Genomic DNA, 23,902 nt, shown 5'->3' with positions numbered 1-23,902 from the left:
AATGGCACATGCTTACATCGTTGAAACCGCCCGCACCGCCGGAGGCCGCCGGGGCGGCGCGCTGGCGGGCTGGCATCCGGCTGACCTTGGCGCCGAGATCCTGAACGCGCTGGTGGATCGCTCGGGCATCGACCCGGCCGCCATCGACGATGTGATCGTCGGCTGCGTCACGCAGGCGGGCGAACAGGCCTTTGCCTTTGGCCGCAATTGCGTGCTGGCCTCGAAGCTGCCCGAAAGCGTCCCGGCTGTAACCATCGACCGCCAGTGCGGCAGCTCGCAGCAGGCGGTGCAATTCGCGGCGCAGGCCGTGATGTCGGGTACGCAGGATGTGGTCGTTGCGATGGGCGTTGAAAGCATGACGCGCGTGCCGATGTTTTCCAACGTAGTGCTGCACGCCAAGGCAGGCATGGGCGAGGGGCCGTTTTCCGACCGTATCGCCGCGCGTTTCGGCACCAAGGATTTCAGCCAGTTCAAGGGCGCCGAGATGATCGCCCGCAAACACGGCTTCACCCGTGACGATCTGGACCGGTTCGCACTGGAAAGTCACCGTCGCGCCGTGGCCGCAGCCGAGGCGGGCGCTTTTGACGCCGAAATCGTTCCGCTGGCCGTGGACGGCGGGCTGCACACCCGTGACGAAGGCATCCGCGCCGATGCCTCGCTCGAGGCAATTGGCAGCGTGAAGCTGCTGGAAGAGGGCGGGATGATCTCGGCCGCGAACGCCAGCCAGATCTGCGATGGATCCGCCGGGGTTCTGGTGGTCTCCGAGGCGGCGCTGAAGAAATACAACCTGACCCCCAAGGCGCGCATCGTGAACCTGACGGTGACGGCGGGCGACCCTGTCATCATGCTGGAAGAGCCGCTGCCCGCCACTGCAAAGGCGCTGGAACGCGCAGGCATGAAGATCGACGATATCGATCTGTACGAGGTGAACGAAGCCTTTGCCCCCGTGCCGCTGGCCTGGCTGAAAGCCACCGGCGCCGATCCGGCCAAGCTGAACGTCAACGGGGGCGCGATTTCACTGGGGCATCCGCTGGGCGCGTCAGGGGCCAAGCTGATGACGACGCTGGTGCACGCGCTGCATGCGCGCGGCAAGAAATATGGCTTGCAAACCATGTGCGAAGGCGGTGGCATCGCCAACGTCACCATTCTGGAAGCGGTCTGACAGGCCAGGCGGCCCCCGGCATGGGGGCCAATCATTCCGGGCCGATGCGGCCCTGACGCGGTGAAAGGACAGATATGGAACCGATCGTTATTGCAGGTATGGCCCGCACGCCCATGGGGGGCTTCATGGGCGCGCTCTCGCGCATTCCTGCGCCGAAACTGGGCGCAGCCGCCATTTCCGCCGCGCTGTCGCGCGCGGGCGTCGCGGGGGATGCCGTCGATCAGGTGGTGATGGGCAACGTTCTGCCCGCCGGTCTGGGGCAGGCGCCCGCGCGGCAGGCGGCACTGGGGGCCGATCTGCCGCTGTCGGTGCGCTGTCAGACGGTGGGCAAGGTCTGCGGCTCGGGGATGCAGGCGATCATGAATGCCCATGACACGCTGGCGCTGGGCCAGTCCGACATCATCGTGGCGGGCGGTATGGAAAGCATGTCGGGCGCGCCCTACCTGCTGGAAAAGGCGCGCACCGGCTATCGCGCGGGGCATGGCCGCGTGATCGACCACATGTTCCTGGATGGTCTGGAAGATGCCTATGACACGGGCCGCGCCATGGGCACCTTTGCCGAGGATTGCGCCGAGGCCTATCAATTCACCCGCGAGGCACAGGATGGCTATGCGCTGCAATCGCTGGACCGCGCCAATGCCGCGATCAGCTCGGGCGCTTTCAGCGCCGAGGTGACGCCCGTGGGCGATGTCACCACCGATGAACAACCCGGCCGCGCCCGCCCCGAGAAGATCCCGACGCTGAAACCCGCCTTCCGCGAGGGGGGCACGGTGACGGCGGCGAATTCCTCGTCCATCTCGGACGGTGCGGCGGCGCTGGTGCTGACCCGCGCCGGTCTGGCCGAATCGCAGGGCATGACCCCGATCGCCGTGATCCGTGGCCACGCCGGCCACGCGCAGGCGCCGGGCCTGTTCACCACCGCGCCGATCCCCGCCATCCGCAAGGTGCTCGACCGCGTCGGCTGGGCCGTCGAAGACGTGGATCTGTTTGAAATCAACGAGGCTTTCGCCGTGGTCGCCATGGCGGCGATCCGCGATCTTGGGCTCGACCCCGAAAAGGTCAACGTGAACGGCGGCGCCTGCGCGCTGGGCCACCCCATCGGCTGTTCGGGCGCACGCATCGTGGTCACGTTGATCGCCGCGATGCAGGCGCGCGGCGCGAAAAAGGGCGTCGCCTCGCTGTGCATCGGCGGGGGCGAGGCAACGGCGCTCGCCGTCGAGCTGCTGTAACGGGGGCGCCGCGATGATCCTGAGCGAAGATCAGACCATGATCCGCGACATGGCGCGGCGCTTTGCCAGTGAACGGCTGGCGCCGCAGTCGGCGGACTGGGATCGCACCAAACATTTCCCCAGGGCCGAGATCGCGGAACTTGGCGCGCTGGGGATGCTCGGGATGCTGGTGCCCGAAGCCTATGACGGCGCAGAGGTCGACCATATTTCCTACGCGCTGGCGCTGGAAGAGGTGGCCGCCGGGAATGGCGCGGTATCCACGATCATGTCGGTGCACAATTCGGTCGGTTGCGCGCCGATCCTGAAGTTCGGCAACGAGGACCAGAAACAGCAATTCCTGCGCCCGATGGCGCGGGGCGAAAAGCTGGGCGCCTTCTGCCTGACCGAGCCGCAGGCCGGGTCCGATGCCTCGGCCCTGAAAACCCGCGCCCGGCGCACCAATTCCGGCTGGGTGCTGGACGGCGTGAAGCAGTTCATCACCAACGGCCAGAACGGCGACACCGCCATCGTCTTTGCCGTGACCGACCCCGAGGCCGGCAAGCGCGGGATTTCTGCCTTCATCGTGCCGACCGACACGCCGGGCTATCGCGTCGCCTCGATCGAGGACAAGCTGGGCCAGACGCTGTCGGACACCGCGCAGATCGCGTTTGAGGGCTGCGAGATCCCGTCCGAGAACCTGCTGGGCGAAGAGGGGCAGGGCTATCGCATCGCGCTGGCCAACCTCGAAGGCGGGCGGATCGGCATCGCCTCGCAATCCGTCGGCATGGCGCGCGCCGCGATGGAGGCGGCGATTGCCTATGCGCAAGACCGCGAAAGTATGGGCCGCAAGATCATCGACCATCAGGCGGTGGCCTTCCGGCTGGCCGACATGGCAACGCAGATCGAAGCCGCGCGTCAGCTGGTGCTGCACGCCGCCGCCCTGCGCGACGCGGGCGAACCGGCGCTTCACGCGGCCTCGATGGCGAAGCTTTTCGCCTCGGAAATGGCTGAACGGGTCTGTTCCGACGCGATCCAGACCTTTGGCGGCTACGGCTATACCCGCGATTTCCCAGTAGAACGCATCTATCGCGATGTGCGCGTGTGCCAGATCTACGAAGGCACCAGCGACGTGCAACGCATCGTCATCGCGCGGGGGCTTGCAGCGGCGCAGTGATGCGCCGGACAGGCGGATACCTGTGGCCGACTGTTGCGGCCGCGCGTCGAACAGCCGGGCCAAGGCTCCGTGTTACAGGGGAACATGGTGCTGTGGTGCGAAGGGGGCCATCGTGATCCGCGACAAGGGGCGGCGTGGTCTTGCGGCCTCACGCGGTCGGGTCTGGCCCGTATGGCAATTGCGCGGGGTGGAACTGCCCGTAATTCATCCGAAAACAGGTATCACCCGGCCTGATCTCAATTTTTTCCCGTCCTGCGATTGAACCTCGCGGGCGGACCTTCCATTCTGGCGCAATGGCACGCCACCCCAAGGATCATCCGAGCCCGCCAATGCCCCGCGCCGCGCAAACCTCATTCAGCCAGACGCTCTCGGCCCTGTTGGCCGAGGTCTATCCCGAAACCGATACAGATGTGCTGGCCTCGCATGTGGTCGAAACCTTCTGGCCGGACGGTACGCACCGGCGCAAACGCGCGCGCAAGCCGGGCAACAACCTGTGGTCGGAACAGGACGCGGTGCTGATCACCTATGGCAACTCGCTGATCGACGGCAAGCACAAGCCGTTGGATTTGCTCTATGACTTTCTGTCTTCCCGGTTGCGCGGCGTGGTCAACGGCGTGCATATCCTGCCGTTCTTTCCCTTTACGTCTGATGACGGGTTCGCGGTAACAGACTACCGCGCGGTCAATCCGCAACTGGGCGACTGGGCCGATATCAACCGCATCGGCGCACGCTTTCACCTGATGAGTGATCTGGTCCTGAACCACGTTTCGAGCCAGGGGAACTGGTTCAACGCCTATCGTCAGGGCCTTGCGCCCTATGACAGCTATTTCTTCGAAGCCTCACCCGAGGATGATCTGTCGGACGTCGTGCGCCCGCGCACCACTCCCCTTTTGCAAGAAGTCGAGACGGCCAATGGCCCGCGCCATGTCTGGTGCACCTTCAGTCATGACCAGATCGATCTGGATTTCCGCAACCCCCAGGTGCTGCTGGAATTTCTCGACATCATCCGCCTGCATATCGACAACGGCGTGCGGATTCTGCGGCTGGATGCCGTGGCGTTCCTGTGGAAACAGGTCGGCACGCCCTCGATCCACCTGCCGCAGACCCATGCCATCGTGCGCCTGTTGCGGCTCTTGTGCGACTATACGGTCGAGCCGGTGGTGCTGCTCACCGAAACCAACGTGCCCAAGGCCGAGAACCTGTCGTATTTCGGCCGCCGGAACGAGGCGCACGCGGTCTACAACTTCCCGCTTCCGCCGCTGATCCTGCACGCGATGATGGCCGGCACGGCGCGCTACCTGAACCGCTGGCAGGCGGGGATGCCGCCCGCGCAACTTGGATGCGCCTACCTGAACTTCACTGCCAGCCACGATGGCATCGGGATGCGCCCGGCCGAAGGTGTCCTGCCCGAGGTGGAAAAGCAGAAAATGATCGACACGGTGCGCGCTGCGGGCGGGCTGGTCTCGATGCGCGCCCTGCCCGACGGGGGCGAGGCGCCCTACGAGCTGAACACCACTTTCTACGAGGCGTTGGCGGCGACCTTCAAAGGCGCCGACGATAATCATTTCGACCGCTTCCTCGCCTCTCAGACCATCGTGATGTCGCTCGAAGGGATTCCGGCGTTCTATATACACTCGCTTCTGGCCACGCCCAACGATCACGAACAGGTCGCGCATCGGGGCATGAATCGCGCAATCAACCGACACCGCTGGGATTACCCGACCTTGCTTGAACGTCTGGCCGATCCGGAGACGCCGCAGGCTCGCGTTCTGAAGGCAATGTCGGACCGGCTGCGGCTGCGCTCGAAACAATCAGCGTTTCACCCCAACGCCACGCAATTCACGCTGGCAGTGGATGAACGTGTATTCGGGGTCTGGCGGCAGAGCCTTGATCGCCACCAGTCGATCTTTGCACTGCATAACGTCAGCGATGAGACGGTCGTCCTGAAATCAAGCGCGATCAACCTGATCGAGGACGAGCATTGGGTCGACATCCTGTCTGGCGATGTCATCGGAGACATCGAATCGGACTTGCAACTGGCACCCTATCAATGCCGGTGGATCACCAACCGCACCGGGTAATGCGCGGGTCAGTCGGACAGGGAAAAGGGGGCTCTGCCCCCGCCCGCTGCGCGGACTCCCCCGGAGTATTTTCGCGAAGGTGAAGCAATAGGGCGGCTCTGTTTCTTTGGGGCATAAATATCCCCGCCGGAGGCTCGCGCGGCAGCGCGATCTGGCGATCCCTTTCGCACTCAGGCGAACTCGGCTTCGTCTGCGGCGGCGGCGGCCTTGAATTCTGCCAGGAATTTCGGATCGGCCGAGTGAATGCGGTTCCATGTCGGAATGAAGGGCGTTTCGTGCGGGTTTTCTAGGAAGATCTGCCCGGCGCGCATGATGTTTTCGGCAAACAGCTCGATCGACTGTTCCTCGCGGTGGCGGTCGATGGTCAGCCCGTTCATCTTGGCATCGTTGTAGTAGCTGTCGAGCAGATCCAGCGCGCAGCGGTAGTAGGTGGCTTTCAGCGTGCGGAAGACATGGGTGGTAAAGACCGTGCCATCGGCGGCGAGTTTGCGGAAGATCGCCTTGCAGATGTCGGTCGACATGCGCGACAGCCCGGCAGAGGCGTCGTCGGCGCTGAGATCCTGGTGTTTGTGGTCGTAGACATCGGCGATTTCCACCTGGCAGACCGATTGCGGGGCCAGGTTGCGCCAGGCCTCTGACAGGATGCCGATTTCCAGACCCCAATCGGACGGGATGCGCAGGTCGGGCAGGATGCCGGTGCGCATGGCGAATTCGCCGGACAGCGGGTAGCGGAAGCTGCGCAGGTAGTCGATGTAGTCGCGGTCGCCGATCACCCGTTTCAGCGCGATCAGCAGCGGGCTGACCAGCAGCCGGGTTACCCGTCCGTTCAGCTTGCCGTCGCCGACACGGGGGTAATAGCCCTTGGCCACCTGATAGGGAAACGCCGGGTGCGCCACCGGGTAGACCAGCCGCGCCAGCAGGTCGCGGTTATAGGTGACGATATCGCAATCATGGATCGCCATCACCGCGCTGTCGGCGCAGGCCATCAGGTAGCCAAGGCATGACCACACGTTCTTGCCCTTGCCGGGCTCCATCGGGGCGAGCGAGAGATCTTCGAGCCGCTTGCCCAGCGCCTGCATCCTCGGGCTGTCGTTCCAGATCACGATATGGTTCTGCGGCAGATCCGAGAAGAACGCGCGCGCCTTGCGGTATTGTTCGGCATCGGCGCGGTCGAGCCCGATGATGATGCGGTGCAGATAGGTGACCTTGGACAGCTCAGCCAGGATGTTGGGCATCGCCGGACCTTCGAGTTCGGAATAGAGGCAGGGCAGGATCAGCGTGATCTTGCGCGACTGGGCGAATGTCTCCAGTTCATAGCTCAGTTCGTCGGTCGATTGGGTGCGCAGGTTGTGCAGGGTGGCGATATTGCCGTTCTGGTGAAAATCCGCCATCCGCTTGGTCCTTTATCCGGTCTTGTCATCTGACAGTAGGTCGAGCATCGCCCGGTTCCAACCTTCCGGCCCGGGCAATTGCGTACGGATGATGCGCCCTGCCTCTTCATTGGGCAGTTGTGGCAGGGGCGTTGCCTCGGGATTGGCGACGATCACGCCGATGTCGGCGGCTTGCAGCATTTCCACATCGTTGGGAGCATCCCCCAGAGCAACGGTGCGGGCAGGTTGCAGGGTATCGATGATTTCGGCCATGCGATCGGCCTTGGTGGCGCCATGCGACAGCGTCAGAAAGCGGCCGCCCATGCGAGCGCTGATTTCTTCTGCGGCCAGCGCAACCAGAAAGCGGTCGCGCAGGGCATCATCGCCGGACCATGTTCCGGGTTCCGAAAACTGGCGTTTGCGGGACAGTGCGGCGTCGGGCAGGGGCAGGCCGGTGGCCTGGGCCACGCCTGCGTCATCCATGTCGCCAAAGCCGGTGAAAGGCGCGCGCAGGGTATCTGGCAGCGCGTCCAGCGCGGCGCGGATCGTCTGCCATGCCTCGTCGCCGCCACTTGCCTCGGCACCCGGTTCCAGCAGGCCCGCGCCATTTTCCACGATGGCGGGCCAACCTGTCAGCCCAAGCTGGTCGCGCAGGGGGGCGATTTCGGCAGCTGTCTTGCTGCTGGCCAGCACCACACCTGCCCCCATCCGGGCCAGCGCGTCCAGCGCGGGCTGTGCGGGGGCATAGCCATAGCTGTGATGGTCCAGCAACGTTCCGTCAAGATCGGTAAAAACAAGCAGGGGGATCAATGACATGCGGGCGCGGGCGTCCTTGGGGCGATGCGGTTTTGGCAACCTTAGCGCAACGCCGCGCCCGCCCCAAGGGTTCCGCCCTTACCGACGCACGATGCGGTTTGCCAACGTGCCGATGCCCTCGACCTTCAGCTCGAACCGGTCGCCATCGGACAGCCGCCGGCCGGTTTCCAGCCCACAGCCGGTGCCAACGGTGCCCGAGCCGATCACCTCGCCGGGATAGAGCGTTTCCGAGGCCGAGATATGTTCGATCACGCGGGCGAAATCGTGCTGCATCTGGCGCGAATTGCCGCCGCCCCAGCGGCTGCCGTTCACATGCAGCTCCATGTCCAGTGCGGCGGGGTGGGGGATTTCGTCGGCCGTCACGATCCACGGGCCAAGGATGTTGCCGGTGTCGAAATCCTTGCCCTTGGCCGGGCCAAGCTGGCCGGGCATTTCCTTCATCTGGGCATCGCGGGCCGAAACATCGTTCAGGATGGTATAGCCCCAGATATGGCCGGGGGCATCCGCGCGCGAAATGCTGGTGCCCTGCTTGCCGATCACGATGGCCAACTCCAGTTCCACGTCCAGATGGTCGGCATAGGCAGGCCAGGTCACCTCCTGCTCGTGGCCGATGAAGGACATGCGATTGCCCTTGTAGTAAATCGGCTGATCGTACCAGACCGGGGCGATCTGGCTTTTGACGCCGGTGTTTTTTTCAAACGCCGCCAGACAGTTGGCCAGATGTTCCTCGAACACCAGACAGTCGCGGTATTGCACGGGCCGCAGGGGGCAGCGCATCTGCACTGCCTCCAGTGGGATCACCGGGGCACCTTCTGCCAGCCGGGCGCGCGCCTGCTCCAGCGCCGCATCGCCGCCTTCGATCAGCGCCACCATGTCGGGCCAGAGGTCGGAGAGATCGACCAGTTCGGTGTCGGATTTGACGGCGACCAGCGTGTCGCGCCCGTCGTGATGAACGGTGCCCAGTTTCATCGCTCACTCCTCGAATATGGCGACAGCGCGGGTGAACCCGCCCGAGGCGCCCTTGATCTTGAACGGAAAGGCCGAGACGGTGAATCCGGTCGCGGGCAGCTGGTCCAGGTTGGTCAGCTTCTCGATCTGGCAATAGCCCTGATCCATACCGGCGCGGTGGCCTTCCCAGATGAGGCTGGCATCGCCCGTTTCGGCATAGCGTTTCGCGGTCAGCGCGAAAGGCGCGTCCCAGCTCCACGCGTCGGTGCCGCACATGCGCACGCCCTTGCCGGTCAGGTAATTCGTCGCCTCGCGGCCCATGCCGCAGCCCCGCATCAGGAAATCGTCATGGCCGTAACGGTCGCCCGCGCTGGTGTTGACCACGACGATGTCCAGCGGTTGCAGGCTATGGCCGATGCGCTCCAACTCGGCCTCGATCTCGGCCGCTGTCACCACATGGCCGTCGGGCTTGTCGCGGAAATCGAACTTCACGCCGCGCCCGAAACACCACTCCAACGGCACCTCGTCGATGGTCAGCGCGCGTTCGCCGCCCGACATGGTCGAATGGTAATGATAGGGCGCATCCACATGGGTGCCGTTGTGGGTCGAGATGTTGAGCTGCTCGACCGCCCAGCCTTCGCCGCCCGGCAGATCCTCGCGTTTCAGCCCGGGAAAGAACGACAGGATCTGCTCGGCCGTCTGGTCGTGACCGAAGTATTCGATCTGGGGCAGGGCCATCGGCGGGTCCGAGGCGATGCCGGTTTCCAGCGGCACCGAGAGGTCGACAAAACGGCGGGGCATGTGGGGCTCCTTTGGTCAGGTAGGGTCAGCGCCCCGGCACAAGGCCGGTGGCAATGGCGGGAAAGGCCAGCACCAGCGCCAGCACGATCAGCATGATCGCGGCAAAGGGCGCGGCGCCGCGAAAGATGTCGCCCAGCGTGATCGAGGGGTCGTCCAGCGTGGCCTTGATGACGTAGACGGATATGCCGAAAGGCGGGGTCAGCAGGCCGATTTCCACGGCCAGCACGGTGACGATGCCGAACCACACTAGATCGACCTGCATCGGGATCACCACGGGCAGCATCAGCGGTACGAGGATCAGCATGATGGACGAGGAATCAAGGATCATGCCCATCGCCACGACGATGGCGACGTAAATCAGCATCACGCCCCACAGCCCCAGATCGGCGTTGGCGGCCAGATTGCCCAGCCCGGCGGGCACGCCCGACAGCGCCAGCATCCGCGAATACATCTGCGCCGCGATGATCAGGAAGCAGACCGTGGCGGTGACCAGCCCGGTTTCCACCAGCACCGTCCACAGCCGCGCCAGCGTCAGGCGGCGCATCGCGAACCCCAGCAGCAGCGCGCCGATGGCGCCCATGGCCCCGGCCTCGACCGGGGTGAAGAACCCGGCATAGATGCCGCCCAGCACCAGCACGATCAGCCCGGCAATCGGCAGCCCCTTGGCGGCCATCGTGCCGCCGCTCAGCGCGCCCGCCTCGCTGTCGCGGTCGGGGGTGCCGACGAAGCCGGGCCACCAGATCGCCATCGCCATGATCCCAAGCGCAAAGAACAGCGCCAGCAGCAGCCCGGGGCCAACGCCCGCAAGGAACAGGTCGCCGATGGATTGCTCGGCCAGGATGCCGAACAGGATCAGCAGCAGCGAAGGCGGGATCAGCATCCCCAGAACCGAGCTGCCCGCGACCACGCCCACGGCAAAGCGTTTGCCGTACCCGTGGCGGATCATCTGCGGCACGGCGATCTTGGTAAACACGGCGGCCGAGGCGATGGAAATGCCGGTGATCGCGGCAAAGATCGCGTTCGCCCCCACGGTGCCCACGCCAAGGCCCCCGCGTAGGCGGCGGAACACCGCATTCGCCACGTCAAAGGCATCGCGCCCGAACCCGGCCTCGGACACGATGAAACCCATCAGCACGAACAGCGGCACGACCCCGAAGAAATAGCTGGAAATCGCGTCATTCGCCGCCAGCGCCAGCAGTTTCGACGCCAGCAGGGGCGAGCCCTTGATCGCCCAGACGCCGAAATACGAACAGACGATCAGCGCGATCGGCACGAACAGCCCGGCCATCACCGCCACGCCCATCGCCAGCAGCGACAGCAATCCGATGTCGAACGCGCTCATGCCGCGTAGCGCCGCCAGATTCGCGCGACGAATTGCAGGATCAGCATGCTGCCCCCGATCACAAGTGTCAGCTTCACCGGCCAGACCGGCGCGGTGAAATCCCCCAGCGCGCCGATGAACTCGCCACGCTCCCAGGCGCGGGTGAACATCGGCCAGGTCGAGGTGACGATGATGTACAGAACCGCCGCGCCCATCAGGTCGAACAGCGTCGCCAATGCGCGGCCCAGCGCGGGTGCGCGCCGGTCCAGCCAGCCCAGGAAAGCGTCCGATTGCGTCAGGCGCCCCGCCCGCAGCGCCTGCGGGATCTGCAGGAAGACGATGGCGACAATGCTTAACGTCACCAGTTCCGGCACGCCGGGCACCGGCGCGCCAAACAGGTTGCGCCCGCCCACGTCCACGCCCACCAGCACCATCAACACAAGGATCAGCGCGGACCCAAGCACGTTCAGCGCCTGGGTCGCACGATCCAGCAGCCGCAGGGCAACAGGCTCGGACATGACTGGATTACTCCTTGTCCCAGTCGCGCAGCGGCGTGGCCCCGGCGGCGCGCATCGCCTCCATGTAGGTGGTCAGCACCTCGGTTGCGGGCTTGCCCTGGGCATCCAGTTCAGCCGCCCATTTGGCGGCGGCGTTCTCCATCCCCTTGGCCCAGGCCGCGCGCATCGCGTCGGGCGCGTTGGTCACGGTCGCCCCGGCCTCGGCCATCTTTTCCAGCGAGACGCCAACAGCGGTTTCCAGCTCGGTCGTGTACCAGTCGCGCGCCGCATCCGCCCCGGTCTTCAACGCCGCTTTTACATCGTCGGGCAGCCCTTCGTACCAATCGGCATTGGCGCAGAGCGACCCGGCATATTGCGCGCCCAGCCCCGCGCGGGTGACATAGGGCGCCACCTCGTACAGCTTGCCGGGCAGGGCGGCGCTGGCGAACACCAGAACCCCGTCGTACACGCCGGTCTTGATCTCGTTGTAATAGGTGGTCAGGTTGCCCGCCACGCCCACGGCCCCGGTGCCCGACAGCCAGTTGATCGCCGCCCCCGGCGCGGCAATCTTGCGCCCGTCCAGATCGGCCAGGCTCTCGACCGGGAAATTCGTCATCAAAAGGTAGTCGTCGATGGTGATCGGCGCGCCGATATAGACGACACCGTTTTCGCCATAGGCTTCGGTCATCGCGGGCAGATCGGCGTGCAGGCTGTCGATCACCTCGCCCACCTTGCGCAGGTCGGCGCTGACGAAGGGGGTGTAATAGGTCACGTTCTGCACGGCCAGCTTGGCCGGATCGAACAGCGACTGGCAGGTGCCCAGCTCGGCCAGACCGGCCTCGACGGCTTCCAGCTCTTCGCCCACCTTGGCCAGCGCACCACCGTATTGTTCGTCAAAGGTGATGGTGTGGCCGGATTTCTCCAGCTCGGCGGTGACCGTCGGAATGAACGTGTCCGAGATCATGCGAATCCAGCGGAACACCGGCGGGTGCCCGGCGGCGATGGTGGCGGTGAAACTGTCGGCCGTGGCGCTGACAGGCAGCAGAACGGCCAGCGCCGTGGCCAGCGCGGGTGTATAACGTGTCATGATGTGGTCTCCTCCCAGAAACAGGCGCCGGTTTGGCCCGGCGCGGTCGTCTATCCGCCCCTCTCGGCGGTGTCCTAAATGCGCCCCGTCCGGGCGATGGCGGCCTCCACTCCACCGGTTGCAAATTCCACCAGCCGCGCGACCACGGCATCGGTGTCCTGAACAGTCTCGGTGTCGACCAGCCGCTCGGGCCGACCGCTGCGCGCCACGGTGGCAATCAGAGCGCCAATGGCAAAGTTGTAGGCCCAGCTCAGCGTTTCGGGCGCGGTTTCGGGACAGGCCGCGCCAAGGGCCGCGATGAACCGCCGCGCGGTTGGATCGTACAGCCGCGCCACCAGATCGGCCTCGCGCGTGCCGCCCACCAGCAGCCCGGCAAAGATGCGCGCATACGCTTGCCCGCCGCCCGCAGGCCCCAGCGGAGGTCGCAGCAGCGCCTCGAGAATGCGGGGCAGGGCGTCGGGCGCGGCGGTGTCGACGCGGGCCAGCATCGCCTCGCGCTCGGCATTGATCGCGCCCGCGCGGCGTTCGATCACGGCGGCATACAGCCCGTCCTTGGTGTCGAAGTGATAATGCAGCAGCCCCTGTGCCACCCCGGCGCGCACGGCGATGGCCTTCATCGAGGCTCCGCCGAATCCGCCTTCGGAAAACGTGTGCTCTGCCGCGTCCAGAATCCGCAGACGTGCGGTATGGCCTGCGGTTTCGCGGTCTTCGGAACCGGAAGCGGACGCAGGAATAGAGGCGGTTGCAGGGCGAGTCATGCGGGCACGCTAGATCCTAACTGATCGTTCAGTCAAGATGCCTGTGCCGGGTGGTTGCGACCCTGTCATTGTCATGAAATTTTTGCCCAACTGACACTTGATCGTGATCTGCGCCGGCCTAGTTGTCGCCGTGGTGAATTCGCGCCACCGGCAGATGCCCCGTCCCCATGGCGCGTCCGGGCCCCGCAACGGCAGCAGCGGGGCCCGCCTTCCTCCGCAGGTTGCATATCGACCGCCGGGCTAAGTTCCCCCTTCTCAAACAGCCTCAAATGCCTATGGTCCGCGCCGACAGGAGGGGGCCATGCCAAGGCAAAGCGACACAACGGCGCGAATTGCAGCCGACTGCGAGATCGAGAATTCCACGCTGGCCGCATTCTCTGCGCTGGGTCTGGGTTCGCGTCTGGTCAATACTGCGCTTGGCGCCTATTCCAGTTGCGACACCTATTGCGACATCGCCAATGCCCAGATCGGCAAGTTCGTTCATATCGGCGCATTTGTCCGGCTGGGCGCGCCCGATGGAATGATGCGCCAACCCGGTCGGGTGACCACCCTGCTGGCCCGGCGCCATACCCGCAAGGTTCACATCGGCCACGATTGCTGGATCGGCTATGGCGCCGAGATTCGCCCCGGTGTCAGCATCGGGGACGGGGCCATCGTCGCTCCGGGGGCCGTGGTGTCGCGCAACATTGCGCCCTTCACCATCGTGGCCGGAGTGCCTGCGCGCATGGTGCGCCTGCGCTATCCGAAGGCCATCGCCGATCGGATGGCCGCGCTGGCGTGGTGGCATTGGGATCACGACATGCTGCGCGCCCGTCTAGTCGATATGCGCAGCCGCGACGCGGCCAGTTTCCTGGACCGCTATGAAATGTCCCGCAGCCGTCCGCGCCGACGCGCCTGACGGCCGCACGCCGAGCGCTGGCCGCCCGCCATCCGGCGAATTCGGAATTTTTGCAAAAAGGTATTCCACTTGGCGGAATTTGATGGTTCTATGCCTGTCGAGGATGCCGCAGGGTCGGCGGCTTGCGCCATCGTGCGCGGGCGCGTGGTCGGGGAGTGACAAGAACGCAATCTGGCAACATTGCGGGACGCGGGGCAGCTGTGTCACCGGTTCCGTGACGCGACAGCCCGCACGGCGGGGGGTTGCCATGACCCGAGCGGCGGCATCACAGTGAAACAGGTTCAATGGGAGGATCATCACATGACCGTATCGAAGACAGGACTGAACCGCCGCGCCATGCTGCGTGGCGCCGCCGTGGCCGCAGTTGCCTCGCCCGCACTGGTGGGCAAGGCAATTGCCGCCGGGAAATACACATGGCGGGTTCAGTCGCACTGGCCAAAGGCGTCCAGCTCGTTCAGCGACAGCCTTGGTGTCGTGGCCGAGATCGTCGAGAAGGAAACCGACGGCGCGATGAAGCTTGAGCTTCTGGGCGCGGGCGAATTCGCCAAAGGCCCCGATATCTATAACATCCTGCGCAAGGGCGTGGTGCCGATGGCGACGCTGTCGCCGTCCTACATTCAGGATCAGGCGCAGGCCGCGTCGTTCCTCTATGGTATCCCGGGCACCTTCCGCGAAAGCTGGGAGATGCAGCACGCGGTGAAAAACCTTGGGCTCGAAGATCTGGTGAACGCCGATCTGAACACCGAAGGCGTACACCTGATGACCGAAAAGGTGCTGCCGGTGGAAATGGTGGTGTCGAAGAAAATCGAATCGGCCGACGATTTCAAAGGTCTCAAAATCCGCTCGTCCGGCACCATGCAGGATTACCTGGCCGCCGCTGGCGCCGCGCCGCAGTACATCCCCGGGTCAGAGCTTTATCAGTCGCTGTCCTCGGGCGTGGTTGACGGGGCGCATTGGGGTGCGGCCATCGGTGCCAAGTCGATGTCGCTGTGGGAAGTCTGCAAATACCACGTGAAGCCGGGCCTCGGTCAGACCACCGATGCCTTCGCGCTGAACATGAGCGAGCTTGAAGGGCTGGACGATGACGTGCGCATGGTGCTTCTGAACACCATCCAGAACCGGTTCTTCCTGCGCTCGCAGGAGTATTCGCACAAGGAAGCCATCGCGCTGTCGCAAGGCGTGGCCGAGGACGGTGTCGAGGTCATCAACCTGCCCGACGACGTGCTGGCGATCCTGGCCGAAACCTCGACCCAAATCCTGGAAACCGAGGCAGCCAAAGGCGAAAACGCGGCCAAGGCGGCGGATGTCTACAAGACGCTGATGAAAGATCTCGGCTACGTCTGATACGGGCTTGACGCCAATCCGCCCGGGGTGTGGCCCCCTGCACCCCGGGCTTTTTTCGAATGAAATCAATTGCGGCCGGCGCGGACTTACCCATGGGTAAGCTTCGTGTTCGGCCGCTTCGCGCCAGAAGGAGATCGCGGCAATGCAGGCGATTGCACGGGCGATAACCCGCCTGAACCGATGGATAGGCCGATGGATCGCCCATGCGGTCCTGATCATTTTCGCGCTGCTGCTGGCCGATGTGGTGATGCGCTACATGGTCGGCCAACCGGCGATCTGGACGGCGGAGCTGGCCGTGCTGATCTTTGGCGTCTACGCGATCATCGGCGGCGGGTTCCTGCTGGCCGAGCGTGGGCACGTCAGCGTCGATATCCTGTACGGATCGTTTTCGCGCAAGCGCAAGGCGCTGATCGACATCGTGACCTGGCCGCTGTTCCTGCTGTTTGTCGGAGTGCTGCTGTGGCAGGGCTATGACATCGCGTCCGAGGCGGTCGGCGACTGGGAGCGGTCGAATTCCGTGTGGAAGGCGCCGCTCTGGCCGACGAAATCGCTGATCCCCGTGGCCGCCACCCTGCTGCTGTTGCAGGGGCTGGTGCGGCTGTGGGCCGATGTGCGCATCCTGATGGGGCTGCCCGTCGATCCTGAAACCTTCGGCGTTCTTGCGGACGAGCCGACCAACGACGAGGTACAGCCGTGAGCGTCGAACTTCTGACCCTGCTGTTCTTCGGGTCGCTTCTTTTCTTCGTGCTGCTGGGCACGCCGCTGGCCTTCGTGCTGGGCGGAATCTCGGTTATCTTCCTGTATTTCGAGATGGGGCAGATCGGGTTCTACCTGCTGGCCTCGAAGATGTGGGAAACCATGTCGAACCCCACGCTGATGGCGATTCCGCTGTTCGTCTACATGGCGATCCTGCTGGAAAAATCGGGCGTGGCGAACGACCTGTATGACATGATGCACCAGTGGTGGGGCGGCCTGCGCGGCGGTCTGGCCATCGGCACGGTGCTGATCTGCGTGATCTTTGCCGCCATGTCGGGCATTTCCGGCGCGGCCGTGGTGACGATGGGCACCATCGCGCTGCCCAAGATGCTGGAGCGTGGATATGACAAGCGGCTGGCGCTGGGCGCGATCAACGCGGGCGGGGGCTGGGGCATCCTGATCCCACCCTCGATCCTGATGGTGCTGTACTCGTTGCTGTCCGAGGTGTCGGTCGGCAGGCTGTTCGCCGCCGGTGTCGGGCCGGGCATCCTGCTGTTCGTGCTGGTGTCGATCTATATCGGCGTGCGCTGCTGGATCCAGCCCGAGCTGGGCCCCGCGCTGCCCAAGGAAGAACGCGCCGGCTGGAGCCGCAAGTTCGCCTCGCTCAAGGCGGTGATCCTGCCGATCCTGATCGTGGTGGTGGTGCTGGGCGCGATCTTTGGCGGCTTTGCCACCCCGACAGAGGCGGCCGCCATCGGTGTGGCGGGCGCGCTGTTCGCCACGGCGGTGAACCGACAGCTCAGCTGGCGGGTGATGAACGATGCGGCGCTGTCGACGCTGAAGCTGACCGCGCTGGTGATGTGGATCCTGTTTGCCGCGCACGCCTTTTCCACCGCCTATACGGCGCTGGGCGCGCAAAGCCTGATCCAGCATCTGATGGCCTATATCCCCGGTGGCAAATGGGGGGCGCTGGCCTTCATGCTTTTGATCCTGTTCCTGTTCGGCATGGTGCTGGACCCGGTCGGGATCATGCTGATCACGCTGCCGGTGTTCCTGCCGGTGATCCGCGATGCCGGGTTCGATCCGATCTGGTTCGGGATCCTCTTCATCATCATGATGGAGGTCGGGTACATGACGCCGCCCTTTGGCTTCAACCTGTTCTACCTCAAGGGCGTCGCGCCTGCGGGGGTGACGATGGGCGATATCTATACCTCGATCATCCCCTACGTGATCGTCACACTGATCGGGTTGCTGCTGATCATCCTGATCCCCGACATCGCCCTGTTCCTGCCGAACTGGTTCTACGGGTAGAGTATCGGCCGGTCCGCCGCATTGGCGGGCCGGCTATTTCGGCGGCAGTTCCGAGGCGATGCGCCCGGAAAACGCCTTGGCCACGCTGACCGACAGCACGATCCGCGCCACATGGTGCGTGGTGACATAAAGCACCGAGATTTGAAGCGAGATCGCGACCAGCGACATTTCCGCCAGCCCGCCCGGGGCAAAAGCCAGGACCACTGCCTGAATTTTCTCGTCCACCACCTCGTGCAGGGCGATGCCTGCGGCGATGGCCAGGATCATGGTCAGCGCGATGTTCATCAACGCCAGCATCAGCGCCTTGCCGAAGGCATCGGCGCGCATCCCCACGAAGCGTGTGCCCAGAGAGGTGCCGATCACGATCTGGGTGACGTCGATCAGCCAGCGCGGCGGGGTCGATTCCAGCAGCCCGGTCAGGTGGCCCAGACCCGAGGCAAGGATCGGCCCGGTGATCATGTAGGCCGGCAGGTTCAACCGCCGCCCGATGAAGAACCCGGCCGCGCCCAGCGAGGCCTGCCAGAACACCTCTGTCCCCGTGATGGGGGCGTGATCGTTGCCAATCAGCACCCCGGCGGCGGATCCGACCGCGCCGCCGCTGAGCAGGGTAAAGGCCAGCGGCACCAGCAGGATGGTCAGGATCAGCCGCATGAATTGCAGCGCTGTCAGCATCTGGATATCGGCACCGTTTTCCTCGCCCATGGCGATGCATTCCAGCAGCCCGCCGGGCACGGCCGAGTAATAGGCGGTGACGGGTGACAGGTGCCCCAGCCGCCGGAACCCGTGGTAGCCCACGAAATGCGCCAGCGGAATGTACACCACCAGCGCCAGCAGCGAGGGCCACCAGCCGCGCGCCTCTTCCAGCACGGCGGAAGTGAAGGCGGCCCCGATCGACAGCCCGATGATGGGGATGAAGAACAGCCGCAGCCAGAACGGAATCCGGGGCGGGTGGCCGCCCGGTTTGAAGCCGAAGATCGAAATCGCCCCCACCGCGACGACCGAACCCAGCAGCATCGGCAGCGGAAAGCCCGCCCATTTCGCCAGGAACCCGCCAAGGATGCCCACGGCAAAGACTAGGATCGTGGTGCCAAGGTGCACCTCTTCGCCGGCAATACGGATCTGTGGCATGTACGGGGGGCTTTTTGCTGCTGGGGGTTGTTGCTTTGTGTAGGGTTTCGCTGACCTCCGGTCAACGGCGCCACGCGGAGGCCGGGCCAACAGGCTTGCGCGCTGTGCCCCGATTTCCTAGCCTGCCTACAATATGCGGAACGAAATTTCGCATAGCGGGAGGAAAACAATGGCAATTACACCGATCCCGGGCGACCGCCCGTGGCTACGGCATTATCCGGACACTGTGCGCAGGGATTTTGCGCCGGACCCCACCACCATGACGGCCCTGATGACCCGTGCGTTTGATCGCTATGCCGATACGGTGCATATCGAATATTACGGCACGTCCTATACTTACGCCGACATGCGGGCGCAGGTGGCGCGGGTGGCCTCGGCGCTGAGGGCGCGCGGCATCGGCAAGGGCGATTGTGTGGCGCTGCACCTGCCGAATTGCCCCTGGCATCCGATCTTCTTCTTTGGCGTGCTGGCCGCCGGAGCGGCGGTGACGCATCTCAGCCCGCTGGATGCCCATCACGAGCTGTCGCACAAGCTGCGCGACAGCGGGGCCAAGCTGGCCGTAACGCTGACCACGCCCGAGCTTGGCAGCCATTTCGCGCCCCTGCTGGCCAGCGGAGAAACGCCGCCGCTGGTGATGTGCCCCGATCAGGTTTCGGCCATGGGGCGGGTCTGCCCGGTGCTGGAGGGCGCGATGTCGGTGGCGGATTTCCTGTCGGGCCACGATGGCGCGGCCTATGACCCGGTGCCGGTGACGCCCGAGGATACCGCGCTGCTGCAATATACCGGCGGCACCACCGGCGTTCCCAAGGCGGCGGTGCTGAGCCATGCCAACCTGTCGGCGGCGGTGCTGATCTATGCCGAGGCGGCAAAGGACGATCCCGGATCCGACCCGGGCAAATCCGCGCTGCTATATGCGCCGATGTTCCATATCATGGGGCTGACGGCGGGGTTGCTGAAGCGCACCCACGAAGGCGGGACGCTGCATGTGCGGCTGCGCTACGATGCCGAAACCGCCGTGCGCGAGATCGAGGAAAAGCGCATCGCGTCCTTCGGGGGCGTGCCGACGACGTGGATCGCGCTGCTGCAAATCCCCGATATCGACAGGCGCGATCTGTCTTCGCTGGAATATGTCGGCTCGGGCGGGGCGCCGCTGCCGGTCGAGGTGTACAACCGGGTGAAACAGCTGACCGGGCTGAAGCTGCGTGGCGGCTGGGGCATGACGGAAACCTCTCCGGCGGGCACCAACGTGCCGCGTACCATGCCCGACGAAAAGCTGGGCACCATCGGCATTCCGCTGCCAGGGATCGACATGAAGATCGTCGATGTGGATGATGCCTCGCGCACGCTGGGGCCGAATGAAACCGGCGAAATGGTCATCAAGGGGCCAAATGTGCTGCGCGCCTATTGGAAGAAGCCCGAGGAGACCCGCGCGGCGTTTCATGACGGATGGTTCCTGACCGGCGACGTGGGGTACATGGACGACGACGGGTACTTCTACCTTGTGGACCGCAAGAAAGACATGATCCTGTCGGGCGGGTTCAACGTGTATCCGCTGATGATCGAGAATGCCGTGCACCAGCACCCGGATGTGTCCGAGGCCATCGCCATCGGGGTGCCGGACGACTATCGTGGCGAAAGCGCCAAGGTCTTCGTGCGGCTGAACCGGGGGGCGAAACCCTTTACGCTGGACGCGTTGCAGGGGTTTCTGGCGGACAAGCTGGGCCGTCACGAAGTGCCCCGCCACCTGGAATTCCGCGACGAGTTGCCCCACACCCCGGTGGGCAAGCCTGACCGCAAGGCGCTGAAGCAGCAAGAGGCCGCGCCGGCAGAGTCCTGACGGGAAACGCGAAACGGCCCGCGCAGAGGCGGGCCGTTTGATCGTAAGCGGGGCGGACTTAGAAGCGGTAGGTCGCTTTCAGGTGGAGCGTGTTCACGTCCACATCGCCGCCTGCCGTGCCGATGCCGTCAAAGGCGTGATACATGTATTCGCCGCCCACGGTCCAGTTGTCGGACACGCGGTGGTCATAGCCGACGCCGACAAGATAGCTGTCGCCGCTGCCGTTGAAGAAGGTGCCAACGCCGTCAAAGTCTGCATAGGCATAGCCCAGCGTCCCGTAGAGGAAGCCGTTGCCCATCGCCTTACCGACAACCGCTTTCAGGCGGGCCATTTCGTTGAACGTTGCGGTGTTACCGGTGTTCGGGTCCGTCACCGAGACATCGGCCCAGTCGTACTGGAATTCCGGACCGGCGTACCAGTCGTTGCCGAGGTTCCACAGGTAACCGGCCGTCAGACCGCCGATGACACTGTCGTTGTCAAAGCTGCCGCCAAGGTCGAATTCGCCGTAGGCATAGCCCACCTGACCACCGATATAGCCGCCTTCCCAGAAGGGCGAGGCCGGGGCGGGGGCAGGGGTGTAAACCACCGGATCGGCCGGGGCCGGATCGTTGCTGCCCGCATAGGCCGCGCCTGCTGCAGCCGTGGTGCAGAGAAGGGCAATCGTTACTGTTCTGATCATATGCTCACTCCGTAGTCATGTCGCGCCATTCACCGGGCCGCCCGGAAATGGGCGGCCTTTGGCGGCGCGTGTCAGTTCAACGGATGTAGGTGCAAGGGGTTCCTTCACAATTCCAGTGACCGGAATGTGAAGGCGTTGCCCGCGGAATATGGCCGATCAGGCGGGCTTTACGGCGGATTGCAGCCGGTTCCATGCCGCGCGATATTCGCGCTCCAGCCGGTTGACCAGTTCGGCGGCGGGCAGAACGTCGCCCACCGCGCCGATGCCCTGGCCCGAGCCCCAGATTTCCTTCCAGCTTTTCGGCTTTTGCCGGTCTTCGCCGAAATCCATGTTCGACGGGTCCGAGCGTTCAAGGTTGTCCGGGTCCATCCCGGCCTTGGCAATCGAGGGTTTCAGGTAGTTGCCCCAGACCCCGGTGAACAGGTCGGAATAGACGATGTCGTTTGCGCCATGGTCCACGATCATCTGCTTGTAGGCGGCGTCGGCGTTGGCCTCTTCCGTGGCGATGAAGGCCGAGCCGACATAGCCGCCATCGGCGCCCATCGCCTGTGCCGCAAGGATGCTGTCGCCGCGCGCGATGGCGCCCGACAGGAACAGCGGGCCGTCGAACCACGTGCGGATCTCCTGCACCAGCGCGAAGGGCGACAGCGCCCCGGCATGGCCGCCAGCCCCGGCGGCCACGGCGATCAGCCCGTCGGCGCCCTTTTCGATGGCCTTGCGGGCAAAGCGGTTGTTGATCACGTCATGCAGGGAAATGCCCCCGCAGCCATGCGCGGCCTCGTTCACCCATTCCTGCGCGCCCAGCGAGGTGATCCAGACCGGCACGTTGTACTTCGCGCAGATTTCCACATCGCGCTCCAGCCGCGCGTTCGAGCGGTGCACGATCTGGTTCACGGCGTAGGGCGCGGCGGGGGTGTCGGGGTTGGCCTGATTGTGGCGGTCGAGTTCCTCGGTGATGCGTGTCAGCCAGCGTTCCAGTTCGATCGGCTCGCCTTCTTTCTCACGCGCGTTGAGGGCGGGAAAGGCGCCGACGATCCCGGCCTTGCACTGGGCAATCACCAGGTCGGGGTTCGAGATGATGAACAGGGGCGAGCCGATCATCGGCAGGCGCAGATTGTCGAACATGGCGGGCATGGTCACGGGGGTGTCCTCCTTCGAAGCGCGCGCGGAAAGGGGCGCGGCGGTGCTGATACGGGGATAAGCCAGCGCGCGCGCCGCACAAAGCGGAACGCGGCGTCAGAAATTGGCTGTCATGCGCTGGCTTAGGGTTGTGGCCAGTTCGACCAGACGTTTGCCGACCTCGGGCAGTCGGTCTGCGGGCAGGTAATGCGATGGTCCGCCAAGGTTCAGGCCCAGCAGAGGCAGATCGGGATCGGTGCTGCGCAGGGGCACGGCCACCGCGTTGACGCCAGCCTGCCATTCACCATGGTTCGCGTAATAGCCCTGCTGCGCAACCTGTTTCACCGCGTCCTCGATCCCGGCGCGGATTGCGGGCCAGGTTGTGCGCGGCTGCGTATGTGCCTCAAGATCGGCCATCAGCGCCTCGCGTTCCGTGGCAGAACAGCCCGCCAGCCAGGCCCGGCCCATGGCCGACCGCGCCAGCGAAATGCGCGAGCCGACGCCAAGCTGGAGCGCCACGACGCTGCGCGAGCGGGCGCAGGCGAAATAGGTCATGGTGCGTTCATCGCGGCTGCCAAGCGCCACCATGATACCTTCGCCGCAGGCATCCGCCAGCGTCTGCATATAGGTTTGCGCGGTGTCGCGCAGCGGCATTGACGACAGGCAGGCGTAGCCAAGGCTCAGCACCGGGACCCCCATGCGATACCGCCCGGTCACCGCGTCGTAATTCAGATAGCCCGTCGTCAGCAGCGTATAGGTCAGCCGTGACACGGTGGAGTTGGGCAGGCCGGTGCGCTCGGCCAGATCGCCGTTCGACAGGCCCGCGCGGTCGTCGGGGCGGAAGGCGCGCAGCACTTCGAGGCCGCGATGCAACGAGGTAATGAACTGGCGTTCGTGCTGGCCATTGGGTTGGGCACCGTCGTCATCGGTGCCGGGGCTGCGTTTTCTCACGTCTGATGACTTCCTTGCCTCTGGGCCCCTCCACGGGCGGTGCCGGGCGGGGTGCACGCAAGATTAACCGCTTGGCAAAGGCGCGGCCAGTATGCATTTGCACTGAAACCGCGCGCGCCTTGCGTTTTTCGTTGTATTTTCGATCGGTTCGGGCAATCAGGGGCGCCAATTCCGGAACTTAGTGAAAAATGACACCTATGGCCGAAAATGACACCGTGCAGGAGCCGCCCGTCGCGGGCGAGACGTTGGGCGAAATCGGGCTGAACAACTTTGCCCCCTACCTGCTGAACCGCATCATGGGCCGGTATAACGACGACCTGACCGGCGCGTTGCGGTCGAACAACCTGAACACGGCCAAGATGCGGGCGCTGGCGGTGATGGCGGTGGTGCCGGGGCTGACCATAAACGAGCTGTCGGTTTATGCCGTGACCGAGCAATCGACGATGAGCCGCACGCTCGAGGCGCTGGAAACCGCCGGGCTGGTGCGCCGGGTTGAACGCGCCACCGACGGCCGCGTGCGCGAGATGTACCTGACCGACGAAGGCCGGGCCGAGTTTGAGCGTGTCTGGCCGATCATGTGGCACAGCTATCGCCGCATGTTCGACGGCATCGAGCCCGCAGAGATGCAGCAATTCGTGGGCACCTTGCAGCGCATTCTTGGCAACGTGCGCCAGAATGCCTTTTAAGATCGGGGCCTTCTAGCGCGCTGGCATCGC

At 64.8% G+C, this 23,902-nt stretch carries 22 protein-coding genes; 10 read left to right on the top strand and 12 right to left on the bottom strand.

What is annotated here, in order from left to right; all coding sequences use genetic code 11:
- Window position 1: 1 nt before the first annotated feature.
- The 4 genes from FGK64_RS04885 (at window position 2) to FGK64_RS04870 (ending at window position 5,625) form a co-directional block, all read left to right on the top strand.
- A complete protein-coding gene (locus tag FGK64_RS04885; RefSeq protein ID WP_138862648.1) occupies window positions 2-1,162 on the top strand; it encodes an acetyl-CoA C-acetyltransferase in 1,161 nt (386 codons plus the stop codon).
- 74 nt (window positions 1,163-1,236) lie between these two features.
- Window positions 1,237-2,391, top strand: a complete 1,155-nt coding sequence (locus FGK64_RS04880) for an acetyl-CoA C-acyltransferase (RefSeq protein ID WP_138862647.1) — start codon at window positions 1,237-1,239, stop codon at window positions 2,389-2,391.
- A gap of 13 nt (window positions 2,392-2,404) precedes the next feature.
- On the top strand, window positions 2,405-3,544 hold the full coding sequence (locus tag FGK64_RS04875; protein WP_138862646.1) for an acyl-CoA dehydrogenase family protein: 1,140 nt from the start codon (window positions 2,405-2,407) through the stop codon (window positions 3,542-3,544).
- Between the two features lie 329 nt (window positions 3,545-3,873).
- Complete coding sequence (locus FGK64_RS04870; RefSeq protein WP_138863065.1) at window positions 3,874-5,625, top strand: sugar phosphorylase; 1,752 nt, start codon at window positions 3,874-3,876, stop codon at window positions 5,623-5,625.
- 170 nt (window positions 5,626-5,795) lie between these two features.
- Here the strand turns inward: FGK64_RS04870 and FGK64_RS04865 are convergent, their stop codons facing one another.
- From FGK64_RS04865 to FGK64_RS04830, 8 genes are all read right to left on the bottom strand, one after another.
- Window positions 5,796-7,016: a glycosyltransferase family protein gene (locus tag FGK64_RS04865; RefSeq protein WP_138862645.1), complete on the bottom strand. Its 1,221-nt coding sequence runs from the start codon at window positions 7,014-7,016 to the stop codon at window positions 5,796-5,798.
- A 12-nt stretch (window positions 7,017-7,028) separates the two neighbouring features.
- Window positions 7,029-7,811, bottom strand: a complete 783-nt coding sequence (locus FGK64_RS04860; protein ID WP_138862644.1) for an HAD-IIB family hydrolase — start codon at window positions 7,809-7,811, stop codon at window positions 7,029-7,031.
- 78 nt (window positions 7,812-7,889) lie between these two features.
- Entirely contained in the window at window positions 7,890-8,780 is an 891-nt protein-coding gene (locus FGK64_RS04855; protein ID WP_138862643.1) for a fumarylacetoacetate hydrolase family protein, read from the bottom strand.
- 3 nt (window positions 8,781-8,783) lie between these two features.
- Window positions 8,784-9,560: a cyclase family protein gene (locus FGK64_RS04850; RefSeq protein WP_138862642.1), complete on the bottom strand. Its 777-nt coding sequence runs from the start codon at window positions 9,558-9,560 to the stop codon at window positions 8,784-8,786.
- Window positions 9,561-9,585: 25 nt separating this feature from the next.
- The gene (locus FGK64_RS04845; RefSeq protein ID WP_138862641.1) at window positions 9,586-10,902 is read right to left on the bottom strand and encodes a TRAP transporter large permease; all 1,317 of its coding nucleotides are present in this window, start codon (window positions 10,900-10,902) and stop codon (window positions 9,586-9,588) included.
- Window positions 10,899-11,399 carry a TRAP transporter small permease subunit gene (locus FGK64_RS04840; protein WP_138862640.1) on the bottom strand — a complete coding sequence of 167 codons (501 nt, stop codon included), beginning with the start codon at window positions 11,397-11,399 and terminating at the stop codon, window positions 10,899-10,901. Before FGK64_RS04840 ends, FGK64_RS04845 begins: the two co-directional genes overlap by 4 nt.
- 7 nt (window positions 11,400-11,406) lie before the next feature.
- Window positions 11,407-12,465 (bottom strand): C4-dicarboxylate TRAP transporter substrate-binding protein, encoded by a 1,059-nt coding sequence (locus tag FGK64_RS04835; RefSeq protein WP_138862639.1) that lies wholly within the window; start codon window positions 12,463-12,465, stop codon window positions 11,407-11,409.
- Window positions 12,466-12,539: 74 nt separating this feature from the next.
- Window positions 12,540-13,223, bottom strand: coding sequence for a TetR/AcrR family transcriptional regulator (locus FGK64_RS04830; protein ID WP_138862638.1), 684 nt, complete (start codon window positions 13,221-13,223; stop codon window positions 12,540-12,542).
- A 301-nt stretch (window positions 13,224-13,524) separates the two neighbouring features.
- Here FGK64_RS04830 and FGK64_RS04825 point away from each other — a divergent pair, with 301 nt between their 5' ends.
- The 4 genes from FGK64_RS04825 to FGK64_RS04810 all read left to right on the top strand — a co-directional run bounded on the left by FGK64_RS04825 (window position 13,525) and on the right by FGK64_RS04810 (window position 17,472).
- Window positions 13,525-14,121 carry a DapH/DapD/GlmU-related protein gene (locus FGK64_RS04825; protein ID WP_138862637.1) on the top strand — a complete coding sequence of 199 codons (597 nt, stop codon included), beginning with the start codon at window positions 13,525-13,527 and terminating at the stop codon, window positions 14,119-14,121.
- 300 nt (window positions 14,122-14,421) lie between these two features.
- Window positions 14,422-15,465: a TRAP transporter substrate-binding protein DctP gene (gene dctP / locus FGK64_RS04820; RefSeq protein WP_138862636.1), complete on the top strand. Its 1,044-nt coding sequence runs from the start codon at window positions 14,422-14,424 to the stop codon at window positions 15,463-15,465.
- A 142-nt stretch (window positions 15,466-15,607) separates the two neighbouring features.
- Window positions 15,608-16,162, top strand: coding sequence for a TRAP transporter small permease subunit (locus tag FGK64_RS04815; RefSeq protein ID WP_138862635.1), 555 nt, complete (start codon window positions 15,608-15,610; stop codon window positions 16,160-16,162).
- Window positions 16,159-17,472: a TRAP transporter large permease gene (locus tag FGK64_RS04810; RefSeq protein ID WP_138862634.1), complete on the top strand. Its 1,314-nt coding sequence runs from the start codon at window positions 16,159-16,161 to the stop codon at window positions 17,470-17,472. The genes FGK64_RS04815 and FGK64_RS04810 overlap by 4 nt, the downstream gene beginning before the upstream one ends.
- 33 nt (window positions 17,473-17,505) lie before the next feature.
- Here the strand turns inward: FGK64_RS04810 and FGK64_RS04805 are convergent, their stop codons facing one another.
- Window positions 17,506-18,600 carry an AbrB family transcriptional regulator gene (locus FGK64_RS04805; protein WP_138862633.1) on the bottom strand — a complete coding sequence of 365 codons (1,095 nt, stop codon included), beginning with the start codon at window positions 18,598-18,600 and terminating at the stop codon, window positions 17,506-17,508.
- A 169-nt stretch (window positions 18,601-18,769) separates the two neighbouring features.
- Between FGK64_RS04805 and FGK64_RS04800 the strand changes: the two genes are divergently transcribed.
- Window positions 18,770-20,437, top strand: a complete 1,668-nt coding sequence (locus FGK64_RS04800; protein WP_171053971.1) for an AMP-binding protein — start codon at window positions 18,770-18,772, stop codon at window positions 20,435-20,437.
- Window positions 20,438-20,495: 58 nt separating this feature from the next.
- Here FGK64_RS04800 and FGK64_RS04795 read toward each other — a convergent pair whose 3' ends face one another.
- The 3 genes from FGK64_RS04795 to FGK64_RS04785 form a co-directional block, all read right to left on the bottom strand.
- Window positions 20,496-21,116, bottom strand: coding sequence for an outer membrane protein (locus FGK64_RS04795; protein WP_138862631.1), 621 nt, complete (start codon window positions 21,114-21,116; stop codon window positions 20,496-20,498).
- Between the two features lie 156 nt (window positions 21,117-21,272).
- Entirely contained in the window at window positions 21,273-22,250 is a 978-nt protein-coding gene (locus FGK64_RS04790; protein WP_171053997.1) for an NAD(P)H-dependent flavin oxidoreductase, read from the bottom strand.
- A gap of 102 nt (window positions 22,251-22,352) precedes the next feature.
- Window positions 22,353-23,186, bottom strand: coding sequence for an IclR family transcriptional regulator (locus FGK64_RS04785; protein ID WP_171053970.1), 834 nt, complete (start codon window positions 23,184-23,186; stop codon window positions 22,353-22,355).
- A 197-nt stretch (window positions 23,187-23,383) separates the two neighbouring features.
- Between FGK64_RS04785 and FGK64_RS04780 the strand changes: the two genes are divergently transcribed.
- Window positions 23,384-23,872: a MarR family winged helix-turn-helix transcriptional regulator gene (locus FGK64_RS04780; RefSeq protein ID WP_138863064.1), complete on the top strand. Its 489-nt coding sequence runs from the start codon at window positions 23,384-23,386 to the stop codon at window positions 23,870-23,872.
- The last annotated feature ends 30 nt before the right edge of the window (window positions 23,873-23,902 follow it).

Origin of the sequence: Arenibacterium halophilum (assembly GCF_005938225.1) — a bacterium.
Taxonomy (GTDB): domain Bacteria; phylum Pseudomonadota; class Alphaproteobacteria; order Rhodobacterales; family Rhodobacteraceae; genus Arenibacterium; species Arenibacterium halophilum.
The sequence above is the reverse complement of the archived record's forward strand: the minus strand, read 5'-3'. Positions and strand labels throughout refer to the sequence as shown.